Source organism: Pseudomonas sp. S2_C11, assembly GCF_054668395.1.
Genome location: NZ_CP162765.1, coordinates 5,001,973 through 5,020,462, shown reverse-complemented (window position 1 = coordinate 5,020,462; position 18,490 = coordinate 5,001,973). Strand labels below are relative to the sequence as shown.

The following is an 18,490-nucleotide window of genomic DNA, read 5'->3' as shown; positions in this document are numbered from 1 at the left end:
GATTGTTAGTCCCTGTAATGCAGCAAAAATGTCTGCCAAACGCATGCGAAGTGCTCTGGTAGCGGGTTCGGCGCTCCTGTGCCTGCTCAGCGCCGGTCAGCTTTGGGCGTTCAATCTTGACGACGTATCGGCCAAGGCCAAAGAGCTGGCCGGGCAGAAGTTCGAAGCCCCGCGCAGCAACCTGCCGAACGAATTCCGCGAAATGAAGTTCGCGGACTATCAGAAGATCCGCTTCCTCACCGAAAAGGCTGAGTGGGCCGATCAGAAGACGCCGTTCAAGCTCTCCTTCTATCACCAGGGTATGCACTTCGATACACCGGTGAAAATCAACGAAATCACCACCAATACCGTCTCGGAGATCAAATACGATCCGAGCCGCTTCGATTTCGGCGATCTGAAATTCGATCCGAAAGCCACTGAGCAACTGGGTTATGCCGGTTTCCGTGTGCTGTACCCGATCAACAAGGCCGACAAGCAAGACGAGATCATGACCATGCTCGGCGCGAGCTACTTCCGCGTCGTCGGCAAGGGCCACACCTATGGTCTGTCGGCCCGTGGTCTGGCGATCGATACCGCGCTGCCGTCGGGTGAAGAGTTCCCGCGTTTCCGCGAGTTCTGGATTCAGCAGCCCAAGCCGGGCGACAAGCACCTGGTGATCTTTGCTCTGCTCGACTCGCCGCGTGCCACTGGTGCCTACCGTTTGATCCTGCGTCCGGGCAGCGACACCATCGTCGACGTCAAGGCGCAGATGTTCCTGCGTGACAAGGTCGGCAAACTGGGCATCGCGCCGCTGACCAGCATGTTCCTGTTCGGCGCCAACCAGCCGTCGAAAGTCCTCAACTACCGTCGTGAACTGCACGACTCCAGCGGTCTGTCGATCCATGCCGGCAACGGCGAGTGGATCTGGCGCCCACTGAACAACCCGAAACATCTGGCTGTGAGCAACTTCAGCGTCGAGAACCCGCGTGGTTTCGGTCTGCTGCAGCGTGGCCGTGATTTCAGCCACTACGAAGACCTCGACGACCGCTACGACAAGCGCCCAAGTGCCTGGATCGAGCCGAAGGGCGAGTGGGGCAAGGGCACTGTCGATCTGGTAGAGATTCCGACCGCTGACGAAACCAACGACAACATCGTTGCGTTCTGGAGCCCGGAAAAAATGCCGGAGCCAGGCCAGCCGCTGGACTTCGCCTACCGTATGCACTGGACCATGGACGAAGCAGCACTCCATGCGCCGGACAGCGCCTGGGTGGCGCAGACCCTGCGTTCGACCGGTGACGTCAAGCAATCGAACCTGATCCGTCAGCCCGATGGCAGCGTGGCCTATCTGGTCGACTTCGAAGGCCCGTCGCTGGCGGCCCTGACGCCGGATGCCGACGTGCGCAGTCAGGTCAGCGTCGGTGACAACGCCGAACTGGTCGAGAACAGCGTGCGCTACAACCCGGAAACCAAGGGCTGGCGTTTGACCCTGCGGATGAAGATTAAGGATCCGAGCAAGGCAACCGAGATGCGCGCTGCTCTGGTTCAGCCGGTGGTCACCGCGGATCTGGGCAAATCGGTCCCGGCCTCCAACTCGTCGGTCGCCAAGGCTGACAAGGTTGCTGCCAAGCAACAGGAAAAACTCGACAAGGAAGCCAAGGCCGCCGAAGCCAAACAGGCTGAAGCCAAGCCTGCAGCCGACGCCAAGGACAAGGCCAACAAAGACGCCAAGCAGCCAGTCGCTGCCGACGCGGCCCCAGCCACACCGGAATCGGCGCCGACTGAAGAAGTCCTGACCGAGACCTGGAGCTATCAGTTGCCTGCCGATGAGTAATTCACCAGTACAGCCAGAGACTCTGTCCGAGTATCTGGCGCATCTGCCGATGACCGACGAGCAACGCGCGGAACTCGCGGGTTGCCAGTCGTTCAGCGAGCTGCATGAACGCCTGTCGTCCTCGACATTCGACGCCCCTGCCGAAGCCGCCCAGGCTTCGGTGGGCAAGCGTCTGACCCTGAGCACTGCCGAAGAACTGGCTGAAGCGGAAATGCTGGTGCTCGATGCCAGCGGTCGGGTCAGCCTCAAGGCGACCCCGCCGATCCGCCGCACCAAGGTCGTGCCGGAGCCATGGCGCACCAATATCCTGGTGCGTGGCTGGCGCCGTCTGACCGGGCGCACCAACCCGCCGCAGCCACCGAAGGACGCCAATGTCCTGCCGGCCGCGCGCTGGCGCACGGTCGGTTCGATCCGCCGCTACATTCTGTTGCTGCTGATGCTCGGCCAGACCATCGTTGCCGGTTGGTACATGAAAGGCATCATGCCGTACCAAGGCTGGTCGTTCGTCGATCTGGAAGAAGTCCTGCATCAGCCGCTGCTGCAAACCGCCACGCAAGTGCTGCCGTATGCGCTGCAAACCAGCATCCTGATTCTGTTCGGGATTCTGTTCTGCTGGGTATCGGCCGGTTTCTGGACCGCACTGATGGGCTTCCTCGAGTTGCTCACTGGCCACGATAAATACCGTATCTCCGGGAAAAGCGCGGGTAACGAGCCGATTCCGAAAGATGCGCGTACTGCGCTGGTGATGCCGATCTGCAACGAAGACGTGCCGCGTGTATTCGCCGGTCTGCGTGCGACGTTCGAATCGGTAGCGGCCACCGGTGATCTGGATCGCTTCGACTTCTTCGTCCTCAGTGACAGTAACGACACCGATATCTGCGTCGCCGAGCAACAGGCCTGGCTGGATGTCTGCCGCGAGGCCAAGGGCTTCGGCAAGATCTTCTATCGCCGTCGTCGCCGTCGTGTGAAGCGCAAGAGCGGCAACCTCGACGACTTCTGCCGTCGTTGGGGCGGTGACTACAAGTACATGGTCGTGCTCGACGCCGACTCGGTGATGAGTGGCGAGTGCCTGACCAGTCTAGTGCGCCTGATGGAAGCCACGCCGGACGCCGGGATCATCCAGACCGCGCCGCGTGCGTCGGGCATGGACACTTTGTATGCGCGCATGCAGCAGTTTGCGACCCGCGTGTACGGCCCGCTGTTTACCGCCGGCCTGCACTTCTGGCAGTTGGGTGAATCGCACTACTGGGGGCACAACGCGATCATCCGCATGAAGCCGTTCATCGACCACTGCGCCCTGGCGCCGTTGCCGGGCAAAGGCGCGTTCTCCGGTGCGATCCTGTCCCACGACTTCGTCGAAGCTGCGCTGATGCGCCGTGCCGGCTGGGGCGTGTGGATTGCCTACGACCTGCCGGGCAGTTACGAAGAGTTGCCGCCGAACCTGCTCGACGAGCTCAAGCGTGACCGTCGCTGGTGCCACGGCAACCTGATGAACTTCCGCCTGTTCCTGGTCAAGGGCATGCACCCGGTGCACCGCGCGGTGTTCCTGACCGGCGTGATGTCCTACCTGTCGGCGCCGTTGTGGTTCTTCTTCCTGGTGTTGTCGACCGCGCTGCTGGCGGTGAACACGCTGATGGAGCCGCAGTACTTCCTCGAACCGCGCCAGCTCTATCCGCTGTGGCCGCAATGGCACCCGGACAAGGCCATCGCGCTGTTCTCGACGACCATCGTGCTGCTGTTCCTGCCGAAGCTGTTGAGCATCATCCTGATCTGGGCCAAGGGCGCGAAAGAGTTCGGCGGCAAGTTCAAGGTGACCCTGTCGATGCTGCTGGAGATGCTGTTCTCCATGCTGCTGGCGCCGGTGCGGATGATTTTCCACACCCGCTTCGTCCTCGCCGCGTTCCTCGGCTGGGCCGCGACCTGGAACTCGCCGCAGCGTGACGACGACTCGACGCCGTGGAGCGAAGCGGTCAAGCGCCACGGTCCGCAGACGTTGCTGGGCTTCTTGTGGGCGCTGCTGGTGATCTGGCTGAACCCGAGCTTCCTCTGGTGGCTGGTGCCGATCGTCGGTTCGCTGATGCTGTCGATCCCGGTATCGGTGATCTCCAGCCGTGTCGGCCTGGGCCTGAAGACCCGTGACGAGAGCCTGTTCCTCATCCCCGAGGAATACAATCCGCCACAGGCTTTGCTGGCAACCGATCAGTACACCCACGAAAACCGTTATCACGCCCTCAACGACGGCTTCGTCCGCGCCGTGGTCGATCCACAGCAGAACGCCTTGGCGTGCTCGCTGGCGACCTCGCGTCACGGCCAGGCCGAGCCGATCGAGTGGCTGCGTCAGGAACGTGTGCGTCACGCGATCAAGGTCGGCCCGGCCGGGCTGAACAACCATGATCGCCTGCAACTGCTCAGCGACCCTGTTGCACTGGCACGTTTGCACGAGCAGGTCTGGGCCGAAGGTCACGCTGAGTGGCTGGACGCCTGGCGCGCTTCGGTGAAAGCCGATCCGCATGCGCCGTTGCTGCCGCTGCGACCGGTGAGCCTGCAGGCTCAGCCGGCCTGATGAAGAAAACCCCGCTGAATCAGCGGGGTTTTTTTATGTCCGCTGTTGAGCTGCGAGCAAACACCGATCAAACCTAAAACCAGTGCAAAGCATCCGTCGCCGAATTGGCGCGCCCGTTACCTACGACGCGCATACCGCGCCGCTGCCTTCGCGAGCAGGCTCGCTCCCACAGGGAAACGCATTCCAAGGTGGCAGCGAGCCTGCTCGCGAATGGCATCACCTCGGTTACAGGCGAACCGGGGTTGTGCATCAACTCAGACTTTGAAGCGGCCCACCAGCATCTGCAGATGCGTGCCCAACCGCGCCAGTTCAACGCTGGACGCGGCGGTCTCTTCACTCGCCGCCGAGGTCTGATCCGACACATCGCGCACGTTCAGTACGCTGCGGTTGATCTCTTCGGCCACGGCGCTCTGTTGCTCGGCGGCTGCGGCGATCTGCTGGTTCATCGCCTGGATCGCCGAGACGGTGCGGGTGATGCTCTCCAGTGAGCCACCGGCACGCCGGGTCAGTTCGACGCTGCTGTCGGTGAGGCTGCGGCTGTTGTCCATGATCGTCGCCACTTGCTGGGTACCGTTTTGCAGACCGACGATCAGCTCCTCGATCTCTTCGGTGGACTTCTGCGTGCGCTGGGCGAGGCTGCGCACTTCGTCGGCAACCACGGCGAAACCACGTCCGGCTTCCCCGGCACGGGCCGCTTCGATGGCAGCGTTGAGGGCCAACAGGTTGGTTTGTTGGGCGACAGACTTGATCACGTCGAGGACGCTGCCGATCTTGTCGCTTTCACGCTTGAGCTCGCCCATGGCTTCAGTGGAGTGACCCACCTCGATTGCCAGACGCTCGATCTGCGCGATGGCTTCGCCGACGACCTTGTCGCCTTCACGGGCCTGTTGGTCAGCGGCGACAGCGGCCTCTGAGGCTTCTTCAGCATTGCGTGCGACTTCCTGCACGGTGGCGGCCATCTCGTTCATGGCGGTGGCGACCTGATCAGTCTCGACCTTTTGATTGTTGACCCCGGCGCTGGTCTGCTCGGTCACCGCCGAAAGTTCTTCAGCGGCGCTGGCGATCTGCGTGACGCCGTCGCTGATACCGCCGATCAACTCGCGCAGGCCTTGGGTCATGCTTTGCATCGAGCGCTGCAATTGCCCGAGTTCGTCGCGACGCAGGGAAACCAGGTTGTGGGTCAGGTCACCGGCGGCCACGCGCTCGGCGACTTTCAGGGTCTGGGTCAGCGGAATGATGATTTGTCGGGTGATCGCCCAAGCGGCAATCAGACCGAAGGCCAGCGCCAGCGCAGTAGCGATAAGCAGCATGTTCTTGGCGTGGGCGGCATCGGTGTCGCGCACCACGGTTTGCGATTCGGTGAGCTTTTTGCTCGCCGCGATCAGGATGTCGCCCTGAGCCGACATGTTGGCCAGTGCGGCGGCGTTCTTGACCTGTGAATCGCGGAACTGAGCGACAGCGGCGCGGTAAGCCTTGAGCGAGTCGGTGGCTTGCTGCAGGTTGGCGATGTGCTGCTCTGGCACGCGGGTCGGCAGGCTTTCGAGGTTCTTCAAGGCGTTGTCGATGGCGGTCAGCGCCGGTTGCTCGGCATCGGCCTTGCCGCTGTAGGTGTAACCGCGCACCTGATAGCGCGCCTGCTGCAACAGTTTGCTCAGCTCGATGACAGCGTTGTACTGCGCAACGCTGTCGCCTTGCAGCAGCGCACTTTCGACTTCGCCGACCTTGGCCACAGCATTGTCAGCGTTGGCGCCAAGCTTGCTGCGCGCATCTTCACGGTGCACGGTGGCCTGGGTCATTTCGCCGAAAGCGCGTTTGTATTCGGCGACCGCAGCAAGCTGTTGATCGACCATTGCCACATCCGACGGCTGCTCGATCATGCCGCGTGCCGACTGCAGACCGCTTTCGAGTTTGCTGAGCAATTCATTGACCGCGCCCGGACCCTGTTCACCACGACGCATGTCGTAGTCCATGCGCGCCAGGCGCAGGTCTTTGGTCAGCTCATTGAGGCTGGAAATGAAGCCGAGCTTGTCGCCACGGCTGATGATGCCGCTCATGCCGGTCCAGCCGGTGAACGTGATCAACAGCGTCAGCAACAGCACCAGGCCGAAACCGATGCCCAGCTTGCGTTTGACGCTGACGTTTCCAAGACTCTCGGCTAACCAACGGTACATGCGACCACTCCCTTCGGACCACTTAATTGGACTTATAGGGGCTGTATCGGCTGGGTGGTGGCAATCTGTAACGCCACTTGTCTGCGACTGTAGGGGCTTGTAGGAGCTGACGAGTGCAACGAGGCTGCGATCTTTGATCTTGCTTTTAAAAACAAGATCAAAAGATCGCAGCCTTCGGCAGCTCCTACACAGGATCGGGGTCGCGTCAGAACAGGCGTGCGAGCAGGGCGGTGACGGCGGTTTCGACGCGCAGGATGCGCTCGCCCAATTGCACCGGTTGCAGGCCGGATTTGGCCAGCAGATCGATTTCGTAGGGAATCCAGCCACCCTCGGGGCCAATGGCCAGGGTCACCGGTTCGTTCAGGGCGCGCGGGCAGGGCGGGAAGTGGCCGGGGTGCCCGACCAGGCCGAGGGTGCCCGCGCTGATCGCCGGCAGCCGATCCTCAACGAAAGGCTTGAAGCGCTTTTCGATGACGATCTCCGGCAACACCGTGTCGCGAGCCTGTTCGAGCCCGAGGATCAACTGCTCACGAATCGCTTCCGGCTCGAGAAATGGCGTCTGCCAGAAGCTTTTTTCGACGCGATAGCTGTTGACCAGAATCACCTTGGCCACCCCCATGGTCGCGACGGTCTGGAACACGCGGCGGAGCATTTTCGGCCGGGGCAGGGCCAGTACCAGGGTCAGCGGCAGCTTGGCCGGCGGTGGCTGATCAAGGCTGACACGCAACTCTGCTTCGCCCGCTTCCAGACGCAGCAGCTCAGCCGAACCCATCAGTCCGTTGATGCGCCCGACGCGCAGGCTGTCGCCGACTTCCGAGCGATGAACTTCCTGCATGTGGGTCAGGCGCCGGTCGCGCAGGACCACGCGGTCGGCCGCAATGAAGTCGGCCTCTTCGAGCAGCAGCAGGTTCATGCCTGGGTCGCTGGCGGCTGGTCGTTGTGGTCGTCGGCCGGCGTTTCGTCCGGGCGTTCGCGCTTGCTGACCAGCGCGCCGAAGAGGATGCCGATCTCGAACAGCATCCACATCGGCACAGCCAGCAGGGTCTGCGAGAAGATGTCCGGCGGGGTCAGGATCATGCCGACCACGAAGCAGCCGATGATCACGTACGGGCGGATCTTCTTCAGGTATTTGACGTCGACCACGCCGATCCACACCAGCAGGACCACGGCCACCGGAATCTCGAACGCCACGCCGAAAGCGAAGAACAGCGTCATGACGAAATCGAGGTAGCTGGCGATGTCGGTCATCATTTCCACGCCGGCCGGGGTGGCAGCGGCGAAGAATTTGAAGATCAATGGAAAGACGAAGTAATAGGCGAACGCCATGCCGATGTAGAACAGCAGGATGCTGGAGATCAGCAGCGGTACCGCGACGCGTTTTTCATGCTTGTACAGGCCCGGAGCGATAAAGCCCCAGATCTGATGCAGGATCACCGGAATCGCAAGAAACAGCGAAACCATCATCGTCAGTTTCAGCGGCGTCAGGAACGGCGACGACACGTCTGTGGCGATCATCGTCGCGCCGACCGGCAGGTACTGGCGCAGCGGCGTCGAGACGAAGGTGTAGATCTGCTGGGTGAACGCGAACAGCCCGGCAAAGATGATGAAGATCGCCGCCACGCAACGCAGCAGGCGGGTGCGCAACTCGGTGAGGTGCGATACCAGCGGCATGTGCTGGTCGTTTTCCGGAAGATCGCTCATGGGGCTCGCGGCGGCAGTGTAGGGTCTTGAGGCGCTGGTGTAGTCGGCGCGGCGGAGGGCGCTACGTGTTCAACCGATGTGTCTGTGGTAACCGGCGCCGGTCCTGGCGGTGTTACAACAGGTGCAGGAGTCGGAGCGGCAGCGCTGTGAATCGTCTGCTCGCCCACAGGCTCGACCGGCGACGGCTCCTGCTGGTTCGGATTGAAGATCTTCCGCGCCTCTTGCTCCAGCGACAGAATATGTTCGTTGTGCAGTTGCCGACGGATCTCGTCGGCACCGATTTCACGTTCAACTTCCTGTTTGATCGCGTTGAAGCTGCGCTTCAGGCGGCCGACCCACAGACCGGCGGTGCGCGCAGCGCCCGGCAGACGCTCGGGGCCGAGCACCAGCAGGGCGACGAGGCCGACGAGCAGCAGTTCAGAGAAGCTGATACCAAACATTAGTCAGTGCTCACACGTCTTTGCGGATCGGCTCTTCGACTTTCTGCGCCTGCACATCGATGGTGTGCGGCGGGTTGGCCTGAGCAGTGGTTTGCGGCTGCACCGGTGGCACTGGCTGGGCCGGCGGGGTCACGCTCGGCTCGGCCGGTTTTTCGTCGTCGTTCATGGCTTTGCGAAAGCCCTTGATCGATTCGCCAACGTCGGTGCCGAGGTTTTTCAGTTTTTTGGTACCGAACACCAGCACCACGACAATCAGAATGACGACCCAGTGTTTCCAGTCAAAAATGCCCATGTGGCGATTCCTCTCTAAAAGTTGTTCAGGCGGACGGACGCGAGGCTTTCTCGACGTGTCCGGACAAGCCGAAGCGACGGTCCAGTTCATCCAGCACGGCCTGCGGATGCTGCCCCAGTTGGGCGAGCATGACCATGCTGTGGAACCACAGGTCGGCGGTCTCGTAGATCACATCACTGCAATCGCCGCTGATGGCGGCATCCTTGGCGGCAATAATGGTTTCGACCGACTCTTCGCCGACTTTCTCCAGAATCTTGTTCAGCCCCTTGTGATACAGGCTGGCGACATACGAACTGTCGGCGGCTGCGCCTTTGCGCTCTTCAAGTACCTGAGCGAGGCGGGTCAGGGTGTCACTCATGTGTGTGTCCTGCGGCATAGATAGCGTGCGGGTCTTTCAGTACCGGGTCGACCGTTTTCCAGTCGCCGTTTTCGAAGACCCGGTAAAAGCAGCTTTGACGGCCGGTGTGGCAGGCGATGTCGCCGATCTGTTCAACCATCAGGATGATCACGTCGGCGTCACAGTCCAGACGCATTTCATGCAGGGTCTGCACATGGCCGGACTCTTCGCCCTTGCGCCACAGCTTGCCACGGGAACGTGACCAGTAGATTGCACGATTCTCCGCAGCGGTCAGTTCCAGCGCTTCGCGGTTCATCCAGGCCATCATCAATACGCGCCCGGTCTTGTGATCCTGGGCAATCGCCGGCACCAGGCCGTCAGCATCCCACTTGATCTCGTCCAGCCAGTTTTTCATCGTCAAATCTCGAAAAGCAGCAGCAAGCCATGAGCTTCGAGCTGCAAGTAAACGCACGTTGCGGCGTGCCTGTAGCGTCAAGCTTGAAGCTGGCAGCTTATAACTTGCAGCTCAATCGTGCTATCGGCGAACGACCAGATACAAACCGACCGCGATCATGATTCCGGCGGGCCAGTGCGCCCACTCGGTCAACGGACCACCCGCTGCGAGGATCGCGCCGCCGGCCAGATGCGCGCAGCCGAGCAGGCGCAGGAACCAGTCGTCCTTGCGTTTGTGCCACGGCGGCGGAGGGTCTTTGGCGTGGGGTTGCGACATGCGTTCGAGCAGATCGCGGGCCATGTTCGACAGGTGCGGAATCTGCTCCAGCTGGCTCTGCACGTTGCCCAGCAAGGCTTTCGGGCTGACGCGTTCGCGCATCCAGCGCTCGAGAAACGGCTGCGCGGTGTTCCACAGATCCAGATCCGGATACAACTGACGACCGAGGCCTTCGATGTTCAGCAAGGTCTTCTGCAACAGCACCAGTTGCGGCTGCACTTCCATGTTGAAGCGGCGTGCGGTCTGGAACAGGCGCATCAGCACCTGGCCAAATGAAATATCTTTTAACGGTTTTTCGAAGATCGGTTCGCACACCGTACGGATCGCCGCTTCGAATTCGTTGAGTTTGGTTTCCGCCGGCACCCAGCCCGAGTCGATGTGCAGTTGCGCCACACGACGGTAGTCACGCTTGAAGAAGGCGAACAGGTTGCGCGCCAGATAGTCCTGGTCTTCCGGGGTCAGGCTGCCGACGATGCCGCAGTCGATCGCGATGTATTGCGGGCTCCACGGATTGACGGTGCTGACGAAAATGTTGCCCGGGTGCATGTCGGCGTGGAAGAAGCTGTCGCGGAACACTTGAGTGAAGAAAATCTCCACGCCACGCTCGGCGAGCATTTTCATGTCGGTGCGCTGGTCAGCGAGGGTCGCCAGATCGGTGACCTGAATGCCGTAAATGCGCTCCATGACCAGCACTTTCGGCCGGCACCAGTCCCAATAGACTTGCGGCACGTACAGCAGCTGCGAGCCTTCGAAGTTGCGGCGCAACTGGCTGGCGTTGGCCGCCTCGCGCAACAGATCGAGTTCGTCGTAAATGGTTTTTTCGTAGTCCTGCACCACATCGACCGGGTGCAGCAGGCGCGCGTCAGCAGAGAACTTCTCGGCGGCGCGGGCGAGGATGAACAGCCACGCCAGATCCTGCGCGATGATCGGTTTCAGGCCTGGGCGAATGACCTTGACCACGACTTCTTCGCCGCTTTTGAGCTGCGCCGCATGCACCTGCGCTACCGAGGCCGAGGCCAGCGGGGCGACGTCGAAACGGCTGAACACTTCGCTGATTTTCTTGCCCAGCTGTTCTTCGATCAGCTTGATCGACACTTGCGAATCGAACGGCGGCACGCGGTCCTGCAGCAGCATCAGCTCATCGGCGATGTCTTCCGGCAGCAAGTCGCGGCGGGTCGAAAGAATCTGCCCGAACTTGATGAAAATCGGCCCCAGATCCTGCAACGCCAGACGCAAGCGCGCACCACGATTGAGTTCCAGCGGCTTGCGGGGCAGCCAGCGCCACGGCAGCAAAAAGCGCACGGCCAGAAGGAACCAGGGCAGCGGCAGATCGAACAGCAGGTCATCGAGGCGGTAGCGGATCACGACGCGCTGGATGCGCAACAGACGGCGGACGGCAAGCAGCTTCATGCGTTATCGCTTGGGTCGAGGGATCGGGAAAGGCGCTCGAAACGCGCCTCGAGTCGTTCCAGATCAAGTTTGATCCGGTCCAGTTCGCTGAACCGCGCTTCGGCTTCACGCTGCCCGACAAGGGTGCGCGATTCTTCGGCGAGGTATTCGGCAAGATTCTGGTTGAGGCTGGCAAATCCTTGTTGATACCAGCGTGCGCGGCTGCGCAGATGGCCACCGAGCAATTGCGTTGCGACCGGACCGAGCCAGCGCGAGAGTTCGTACTCCCAGTCCAGCTCGAGGTTTTGCAGCACGCCGGCCAGCTCCAGCAACACACCGCTGTCGCCATCGAGCTCGACTTCCGGAGCGTGCAGCACGGCGGTCTTGTCCTTGCTCAGGGCCAGTTTCAGCAGGCTTGAGGCCGGTGCACGCAACGTGCAATCGACATCCGCTGCCCACTGCGAGGCGAGCATCAGGCCTTCGTCACTGGGCAGTATGAACAGTTGCAGCGCCGGGCTGCGGCAGTCGACGGCAATCACCTTGCCGGTCAGATGCGCCAGGCGCGGCAGCGCCGTGCTGTCAAGACGCAGCACCCGGTTGAGGCCGAGTTCGACGCTGGCGAGCAGCCCGGTGAGCAACATCAGGGTTTGATGCCGCGGTGCAGGGCGACGATGCCTGCGGTCATGTTGTGATAGGTCACGCGGTCGAAACCGGCCTCGACCATCATCGACTTCAGGGTTTCCTGATTCGGGTGCATGCGGATCGATTCGGCCAGGTAGCGATAGCTTTCCGAGTCATTGGTGATCAGCTTGCCCATCAGCGGCATGAAGGCGAACGAGTAGGCGTCGTAGGCTTTCGACATCAGCGCGTTGGTCGGCTTGGAGAATTCCAGCACCAGCAGGCGGCCGCCAGGCTTGAGCACGCGCAGCATCGAACGCAACGCGTCCTCTTTGTGCGTCACGTTGCGCAGGCCGAAGGCGATGGTCACGCAGTCGAAATGGTTGTCCGGGAATGGCAGTTTTTCCGCGTCGGCCTGGACGAATTCGACGTTGCCGGCAACGCCCAGATCGAGCAGACGATCACGGCCGACCTTGAGCATCGACTCGTTGATGTCGGCCAGCACGACCTGGCCGGTCGGGCCGACGAGGTTCGAGAACTTGCGGGTCAGGTCGCCGGTGCCACCAGCGATGTCGAGCACGCGGTTGCCGCTGCGCACGCCGGAAAGCTCGATCGCGAAACGCTTCCACAGACGGTGCATGCCGCCCGACAGAAGGTCGTTCATCAGGTCGTATTTCGCGGCTACGGAATGGAAAACCTCAGCGACTTTTTCCGCTTTCTGGCTTTCCGGAACGTTTTTGAAGCCGAAGTGAGTGGTGGGTTCGGCATCGCTGCCTTTGCGCTGATCAGTCATATCGCTGTCACCAAAAGAGAATGCGCGACATTCTAATCCCCAAGCCATGCTTTGTCTTGGAATGGCTAAAGGTAAGATGGGCAACCTTCGGGACGATTTGCCGCAGATGCGGTCAAGATTCAACGTAAGCCATTCAATCATCAGGAGTCATTCCATGGCCAAAATCAGTGTTGAGCGCGCCCACACCCTGGGCAAGGAAGCCGCCCGCGAAAAGGCCGACAAACTGGCCACAAAGCTCAATGAACAATACGGCTTGGAGCCGCAATGGTCAGGCGACACCCTGAACCTCAAGCGCTCCGGCGTGAAAGGCGAAGTGCATGTGGCGGACGATTCGATCAGGGTCGACGTCGAACTGGGCCTGATGATGTCGGCCATGAGCGGCATGATCAAAGCCGAGATCGAGAAGGCGTTGGATAAAGCCCTCGCCTGATTTCCAGGTTGAAATCCAGTCCCCTGTGGGAGCGAGCCTGCTCGCGAAAGCGGTGTATCAGTTGACTGAAATGTTGGCTGATATGACGCATTCGCGAGCAGGCTCGCTCCCACATTTGTTTAGTGATGCTCCCGCTGGTTAGGGTGCCCTTTCTAATTTTTCTCCCTACTTTGTGCCTGAGCCCGACACTCGTCCGGCAGTTCCTCAAACCTTCTGCGCGTGAGGTGCACCATGGCCAAAGTCATTTTGAAGAAAAAAATCGACGCTCCGACTTCCACTCTGAGCGACGTCAAATCCTATGCCCGCAAGATCTGGCTGGCAGGCCTGGGCGCCTACACTAAGGTCGGCCAAGAGGGCAGCGAGTACTTTCAAGAGCTCGTAGCCGCCGGTCAAACTGTTGAAAAGAAAGGCAAAAAAGCCGTCAGCGAAAAACTCCATGCGGCCAACGCCGAGATCGATGACGCGGCCACTCAGGTCAGCTCGTTCAAGGGTCGCGTTGAAGTTCAGCTCGACAAGGTCGAGAAGGCCTTCGACAACCGTGTGGCCAGCGCCTTGAATCGGATCGGCATTCCGTCTAAACATGACGTTGAGGCACTCTCTGCTAAGCTCGATGAGCTGACGGCATTGCTCGAACGCGTCGCGCGAAAATCTTAAGGAGAACGGGATGGCTGGCAAAAAGAACACCGATAAAGAAAGCAGCTCGTGGGTCGGGAAGGTCGAGTCCTACTCCCGCAAAATCTGGCTGGCTGGTTTAGGCGTGTACTCGAAGATCGACACTGACGGCAGCAAACTCTTCGATGCATTGGTCAAAGACGGCGAGAAAGCCGAGAAGCTCACCAAGACTGCCGTCGGCAAGAAAGTCGAGGACTCGACCTCCTCGGCCAAGTCGCGTATCAGCGGCGTGAAAGATCGCGCACTGGGCAAGTGGGACGAGCTGGAAGGGGCTTTCGACAAGCGCCTGAACAGCGCGATTTCGCGCCTGGGTGTGCCGAGCCGCAATGAGGTCAAGGCGCTCAACGCCAAGGTCGATACGCTGACCAGGCAGATTGAAAAACTCACCGGTCTGAAAGCTCAGCCTGTGGCGGCGAAAACCGCTGCGGCGAAACCTGCCAGTAAAACTGCAGCGGCCAAACCTGCGGCGAAAACCGCAGCCAAGCCACTGACCAAAGCGGCAGCAAAACCGGCTGCGAAAGCTGCGACCAAAACTGCGGCCGCCAAGCCTGCGGCCAAAGCGGCAGCCAAACCGGTTGCCGCCAAGGCCGCTGCCAAACCGGCAACCAAAGCAGCAGCAAAACCTGCGGCTAAAGCTGCAGCGAAACCAGCGGCCAAGCCAGCAGCGAAAACTGCTGCCGCCAAACCCGCTGCGAAGCCTGCGGCCAAACCGGCTGCGGCGAAAAAGCCAGCAGTGAAAAAACCGGCCGCGCCGAAAGCCGCTGCGCCGAAACCGGCCGCCGCACCATCGACTGCTCCAACAGCTCCGGCCAACGCGGCAAACTCCGCTGCGGCACCTACGGCAGCCGCTACTCCGACTGCAGCATCGACACCGTCGACGCCATCCAGTCAGTCCTGATTTCAGGGCAAATCAAAAACGCCCGGCCTGTGAAGGTCGGGCGTTTTTGTTTGTGCATTCCAAGCGGCCCCTCACCCCAGCCCTCTCCCCAAGGAGAGGGAGCCGACCGAGGTGTCCTGCGTCATACGTCGACCTGAACAAATCGAGTCGATTATCGATTCAAAGAAGCTCGCTCAGGTCGGCGTAGCTCGCGAACATCCCCCAATCAGTCCCCTCTCCCCTCCGGGAGAGGGTTAGGGTGAGGGGCTTTTCGGGTCAGTCGTGATCCTCAAGGTATTGCAGCGCCATCCGCTCTGTCGCCACCTTCACTGGCGGCAGCAAATGCGGCGCCACCAGCATCATGATCTGATAAACCACCAACCTGACCTCGCCCTCACGATCCAGAATCCGCTGGTAATCCAGCGAGAACAGCAGCGTCATGGTCACCTGCTCGACCAGTTGCCCCAGCGCCTGGGTGTCGCTGACCAGTTGCCCCGAAGCCTTCAATCGCGCCAGCAACGACGCCAGCGTGCGCTTCAGCGCATTGAGCAGATTGCGAATCCCCTTGGCCAGTTTCGGCAAGCGCCCGGCGAGGTTCGACAGGTCCTGGAACAGGAACCGATACTGCGCCAGGCGCTCGACGATCAAATGCAGAAACAGCCAGTAATCCTCCGGTGCAAGCTCCACGTCCGGCGGCGGGTCGAGCAGGGGCGCGAGCTCGTGCTGGAAGCGTTCGAACAGGCCGAGAATCAGCGGTTCCTTACCGTGGAAGTGGTAGTAGAGATTGCCCGGGCTGATCCCCATTTCGTTGGCCACCTCCATGGTGGAAACGTTCGGTTCACCCTTTTCGTTGAACAGTTGCAGCGCACATTCGAGGATCCGGTCGCGGGTTTTCATCCAGTCTTCTTAGAAAATTTCGGTTGAGCGTCAGCGCACATGCACATAGGTGCCAGGTGCTGCTTCCATCGGTGGATAGTTCGGATTGCCGAGGGTGGTGCGAGTCTCATTCAGGGCGCCGGAGCGCTGGGCGACCCATTCCAGCCACTGCGGCCACCAGCTGCCGTCGACGTGTCTGGCATCGTAGTACCAGGCACGCGGGTCGCTGCTCAGTTTGGCGTTCTCGACGTAGGCAGCTTTCGGGTTGCTCGGCGGGTTGAGGATGCTCTGCACATGGCCGCTGTTGGACAGCACGAAACGTCGTTCGCCACCGAGCAGCAGGGTCGAACGATACACCGCGTCCCACGGCGTGATGTGGTCGTTCATGCCGGCGACGCTGAAGCTGTCGACATTGACCTTCTGCAGGTCGATCGGCGTACCGCACACCTCGAGACCGCCCGCGTGGATCAGCGGGTTGTGCTTGAAGAAGTCCAGCAGATCGCCGTGCAGCGCCGCCGGCAGGCGCGTGTTGTCGTTGTTCCAGTAGAGGATGTCGAAGGCTGGCGGCTCCTTGCCCAGCAAGTAGTTGTTGACGAAATAGCTCCAGATCAAATCGTTGGGGCGCATCCAGGCGAAGACCTTGGCCATGTCGCGACCGTCGAGCACGCCTCGCTGGTACGAGCGACGCTTGGCCGCTTCCAGTGTTTGTTCATCGGCAAACAACGTCGCCGGAGTTTCGATCTGGCTGTCGAGCAGACTGACCAGGTACGTCGCGCTGGCGACCCGGCGCAGTTGCCGTTTGGCCTGCAAATGCCCTTGCAGGGCGGCAATGGTCAGGCCGCCGGCGCAGGCGCCCATCAGGTTCACTTCGCGGGCGCCGGTAATCGCCCGGCAGACGTTCATCGCTTCTTCGACCGCTTCGACGTAACTCGACAGGCCCCACTCGCGATGGCGCACATCAGGGTTGCGCCAGCTGATCATGAAGGTCTGCAGGCTGTTTTTCAGGGCGTACTGGACGAAGCTGTTCTGCGGGCTCAGATCGAAGATGTAGTACTTGTTGATTTGCGGCGGCACCACCAGCAAGGGCTTGGCGTACTGCTTTTCGCTCATCGATTTGTACTGGATCAACTCGAACATTTCATTGCGAAACACCACAGCCCCAGTGGTGGTCGCTACGGTTTTGCCGACCTCGAACGCCTGCCTGGTCACTTGCCGTGGCAGGCCGTCGTTGTGCAACAGATCATCGAACAGATGGCTCAGGCCACGCACCAGACTCTGCCCGCCGGAATTGAACAGCTCCTTGACCGCCAGCGGATTGAGCAGGGTGTTGGAGGGCGCCACGGCGTCATTGAGCAGAGTGAAAGCGAAGTGCGCACGGGCACGATCTTCAGGGCTCATGTCGCCTTCATCGATCCAGCTCTTGACCTGTTTCTGCCAGGCCAGATACGCCTGCAGGCTGCGCCGGTAGAACGGGTTTAGGCTCCAGGCCGGATCGGCGAAGCGGCTGTCTTGCGGATTGGTCGGGTGCAGGGTTTCGCCGAGCAGTACGCGGCCCAGCTGTCCGCCAAGCTTCAGCGCATGCTTTGCGCTGTGCAACGGATTGCGCAAGCCGTGGGCGGCGACGCTGCGCAGTGTCGACAGCAGATCCCTGCCACGCAGACCGGCGATCGCACTTTGGGCGTTGATAAACACGGCGGGGCTGGGCACCACGCCCGTCGCTGGTTTTTCGCGCATGACTCAACACTCCTTCGTCTTCAGGGCAAAAACACACTCACCGAACCAGAACACCATAGACGCTGTAACCGGTTGCTGCCTGCGCGGCGTCCTGCCGCGCGCTTGATTTGGAAAGTGCTGCATAAAGCAGGCCGCCGCGATCAGCTGCCCAGCGGGGTCGGATGCGGGTGCATGACTGCGCGCAGACGCTCCTCTTCGAGAAACTTCATGATGATCGGCGCCACCGCTTCGGCGCGGGTAATCAGGAACAGATGGCCGTCATCGATGATGTGCAACTGGGCGTTGGGAATGCGCCAGGCGAGCATGCGCATGTTGATCAGCGGAATCAGCGGATCGTCATCGCCGGCCAGCACCAGCGTCGGCTGATGGATCTTGTGCAGCCAGTGGATGCTGGTCCAGCCGAGGCCGGCGAACAGTTGCCAGTAGTAACCGAGCTTGCCCGCCGAGCGCACTTTCGCCGCATGGCTGGCAGCCAGCGTCGGGTCGCGACGGAACGAGCCGCCGTAGATCATCGGCGCGATGCGGATCACATGGGATGGCTGAATGTAGCGGCGCGGGCTGGCCATCATCCACAGCACTTTCGGTTTGCCCGGCACCATCACCGCACCGGCCGCAGTGGCCGCCAGTACCAGTTTCTTGCAGCGCTCGGGATAGTCGTAGGCAAACTGCTGCGCCAGAGCTCCGCCCCACGACACGCCGATCACATTGACCTTACCGTAGTCAAGATAGTCGAGCATCCGCGCCGTCAGTTTGGCCAGGCCGGGGAAGCGATACGGCCGGTTCGGCGTCGACGAGCCGCCGACCCCGGGCACGTCGAAGGCGATCACTTCCAGATCCGGGTCGAGCGCAGCGACAAACGGGAACACCAGCTCCAGGTTGGCGCCGATGCCGTTGAAAATCAGCAGAGGCGTCAAATGAGGCTTGCCGGGACGCACCGCCGTGCGAAGGGTCTGGCCATCCAGATCGACGGTGCGGAATATGAACGGTTGCGGCATGCTTCAGGCCCTGTAGATTTCAAGTAGACCCGTATTCCTGTAGGAGCGGACCTTGTGGTGAG

General features: G+C 61.1%; 18 protein-coding genes and 1 pseudogene. 5 read left to right on the top strand and 14 right to left on the bottom strand.

Translation table 11 applies throughout. The features are described 5' to 3' along the window. Positions 1-28: 28 nt before the first annotated feature. Both AB4N48_RS22585 and mdoH read left to right on the top strand, forming a co-directional pair. Complete coding sequence (locus AB4N48_RS22585) at positions 29-1,810, top strand: glucan biosynthesis protein G (RefSeq protein ID WP_162098724.1); 1,782 nt, start codon at positions 29-31, stop codon at positions 1,808-1,810. Next, complete coding sequence (mdoH, locus tag AB4N48_RS22580) at positions 1,803-4,373, top strand: glucans biosynthesis glucosyltransferase MdoH (RefSeq protein ID WP_073471586.1); 2,571 nt, start codon at positions 1,803-1,805, stop codon at positions 4,371-4,373. The genes AB4N48_RS22585 and mdoH overlap by 8 nt, the downstream gene beginning before the upstream one ends. A gap of 254 nt (positions 4,374-4,627) precedes the next feature. Here mdoH and AB4N48_RS22575 read toward each other — a convergent pair whose 3' ends face one another. The 11 genes and pseudogenes from AB4N48_RS22575 to ubiE all read right to left on the bottom strand — a co-directional run bounded on the left by AB4N48_RS22575 (position 4,628) and on the right by ubiE (position 12,844). After that, a complete protein-coding gene (locus AB4N48_RS22575) occupies positions 4,628-5,332 on the bottom strand; it encodes a methyl-accepting chemotaxis protein (protein ID WP_457265529.1) in 705 nt (234 codons plus the stop codon). 198 nt (positions 5,333-5,530) lie between these two features. Beyond that, a pseudogene (locus tag AB4N48_RS22570) lies at positions 5,531-6,427 on the bottom strand (methyl-accepting chemotaxis protein); the annotation flags it as partial. A gap of 322 nt (positions 6,428-6,749) precedes the next feature. Further along, positions 6,750-7,457, bottom strand: coding sequence for a 16S rRNA (uracil(1498)-N(3))-methyltransferase (locus tag AB4N48_RS22565; protein WP_056787298.1), 708 nt, complete (start codon positions 7,455-7,457; stop codon positions 6,750-6,752). Next, on the bottom strand, positions 7,454-8,245 hold the full coding sequence (gene tatC / locus AB4N48_RS22560; RefSeq protein WP_016772075.1) for a twin-arginine translocase subunit TatC: 792 nt from the start codon (positions 8,243-8,245) through the stop codon (positions 7,454-7,456). Before tatC ends, AB4N48_RS22565 begins: the two co-directional genes overlap by 4 nt. Beyond that, a complete protein-coding gene (gene tatB, locus AB4N48_RS22555; RefSeq protein ID WP_082228540.1) occupies positions 8,242-8,685 on the bottom strand; it encodes a Sec-independent protein translocase protein TatB in 444 nt (147 codons plus the stop codon). Before tatB ends, tatC begins: the two co-directional genes overlap by 4 nt. Before the next feature lie 10 nt (positions 8,686-8,695). Further along, positions 8,696-8,977 carry a twin-arginine translocase TatA/TatE family subunit gene (locus AB4N48_RS22550; RefSeq protein ID WP_016772073.1) on the bottom strand — a complete coding sequence of 94 codons (282 nt, stop codon included), beginning with the start codon at positions 8,975-8,977 and terminating at the stop codon, positions 8,696-8,698. A gap of 25 nt (positions 8,978-9,002) precedes the next feature. Next, positions 9,003-9,335 (bottom strand): phosphoribosyl-ATP diphosphatase, encoded by a 333-nt coding sequence (locus AB4N48_RS22545; protein ID WP_003220849.1) that lies wholly within the window; start codon positions 9,333-9,335, stop codon positions 9,003-9,005. Continuing rightward, the gene (gene hisI, locus AB4N48_RS22540; RefSeq protein WP_460094337.1) at positions 9,328-9,729 is read right to left on the bottom strand and encodes a phosphoribosyl-AMP cyclohydrolase; all 402 of its coding nucleotides are present in this window, start codon (positions 9,727-9,729) and stop codon (positions 9,328-9,330) included. Before hisI ends, AB4N48_RS22545 begins: the two co-directional genes overlap by 8 nt. 120 nt (positions 9,730-9,849) lie before the next feature. Then, positions 9,850-11,454: a ubiquinone biosynthesis regulatory protein kinase UbiB gene (ubiB, locus tag AB4N48_RS22535; RefSeq protein WP_150741728.1), complete on the bottom strand. Its 1,605-nt coding sequence runs from the start codon at positions 11,452-11,454 to the stop codon at positions 9,850-9,852. Continuing rightward, a complete protein-coding gene (locus AB4N48_RS22530) occupies positions 11,451-12,074 on the bottom strand; it encodes a ubiquinone biosynthesis accessory factor UbiJ (RefSeq protein WP_056787305.1) in 624 nt (207 codons plus the stop codon). The genes ubiB and AB4N48_RS22530 overlap by 4 nt, the downstream gene beginning before the upstream one ends. Next, the gene (ubiE, locus tag AB4N48_RS22525) at positions 12,074-12,844 is read right to left on the bottom strand and encodes a bifunctional demethylmenaquinone methyltransferase/2-methoxy-6-polyprenyl-1,4-benzoquinol methylase UbiE (protein ID WP_016772069.1); all 771 of its coding nucleotides are present in this window, start codon (positions 12,842-12,844) and stop codon (positions 12,074-12,076) included. The genes AB4N48_RS22530 and ubiE overlap by 1 nt, the downstream gene beginning before the upstream one ends. Before the next feature lie 154 nt (positions 12,845-12,998). On the opposite strand from ubiE, the gene AB4N48_RS22520 reads away from it, so the two are divergent. The 3 genes from AB4N48_RS22520 to AB4N48_RS22510 all read left to right on the top strand — a co-directional run bounded on the left by AB4N48_RS22520 (position 12,999) and on the right by AB4N48_RS22510 (position 14,844). Continuing rightward, positions 12,999-13,274 carry a polyhydroxyalkanoic acid system family protein gene (locus AB4N48_RS22520; protein ID WP_150638023.1) on the top strand — a complete coding sequence of 92 codons (276 nt, stop codon included), beginning with the start codon at positions 12,999-13,001 and terminating at the stop codon, positions 13,272-13,274. Positions 13,275-13,505: 231 nt separating this feature from the next. Further along, positions 13,506-13,928, top strand: a complete 423-nt coding sequence (locus tag AB4N48_RS22515; protein ID WP_076565216.1) for a phasin family protein — start codon at positions 13,506-13,508, stop codon at positions 13,926-13,928. 10 nt (positions 13,929-13,938) lie between these two features. After that, positions 13,939-14,844, top strand: coding sequence for a phasin family protein (locus AB4N48_RS22510; RefSeq protein WP_460066105.1), 906 nt, complete (start codon positions 13,939-13,941; stop codon positions 14,842-14,844). 255 nt (positions 14,845-15,099) lie between these two features. Here AB4N48_RS22510 and AB4N48_RS22505 read toward each other — a convergent pair whose 3' ends face one another. The 3 genes from AB4N48_RS22505 to phaZ form a co-directional block, all read right to left on the bottom strand. Further along, positions 15,100-15,720: a TetR/AcrR family transcriptional regulator gene (locus tag AB4N48_RS22505; RefSeq protein ID WP_024011259.1), complete on the bottom strand. Its 621-nt coding sequence runs from the start codon at positions 15,718-15,720 to the stop codon at positions 15,100-15,102. Positions 15,721-15,750: 30 nt separating this feature from the next. Further along, positions 15,751-17,433, bottom strand: a complete 1,683-nt coding sequence (gene phaC / locus AB4N48_RS22500; RefSeq protein ID WP_460094336.1) for a class II poly(R)-hydroxyalkanoic acid synthase — start codon at positions 17,431-17,433, stop codon at positions 15,751-15,753. Positions 17,434-17,573: 140 nt separating this feature from the next. Continuing rightward, the gene (phaZ, locus tag AB4N48_RS22495) at positions 17,574-18,428 is read right to left on the bottom strand and encodes a poly(3-hydroxyalkanoate) depolymerase (RefSeq protein WP_252877283.1); all 855 of its coding nucleotides are present in this window, start codon (positions 18,426-18,428) and stop codon (positions 17,574-17,576) included. Positions 18,429-18,490: the final 62 nt, after the last annotated feature.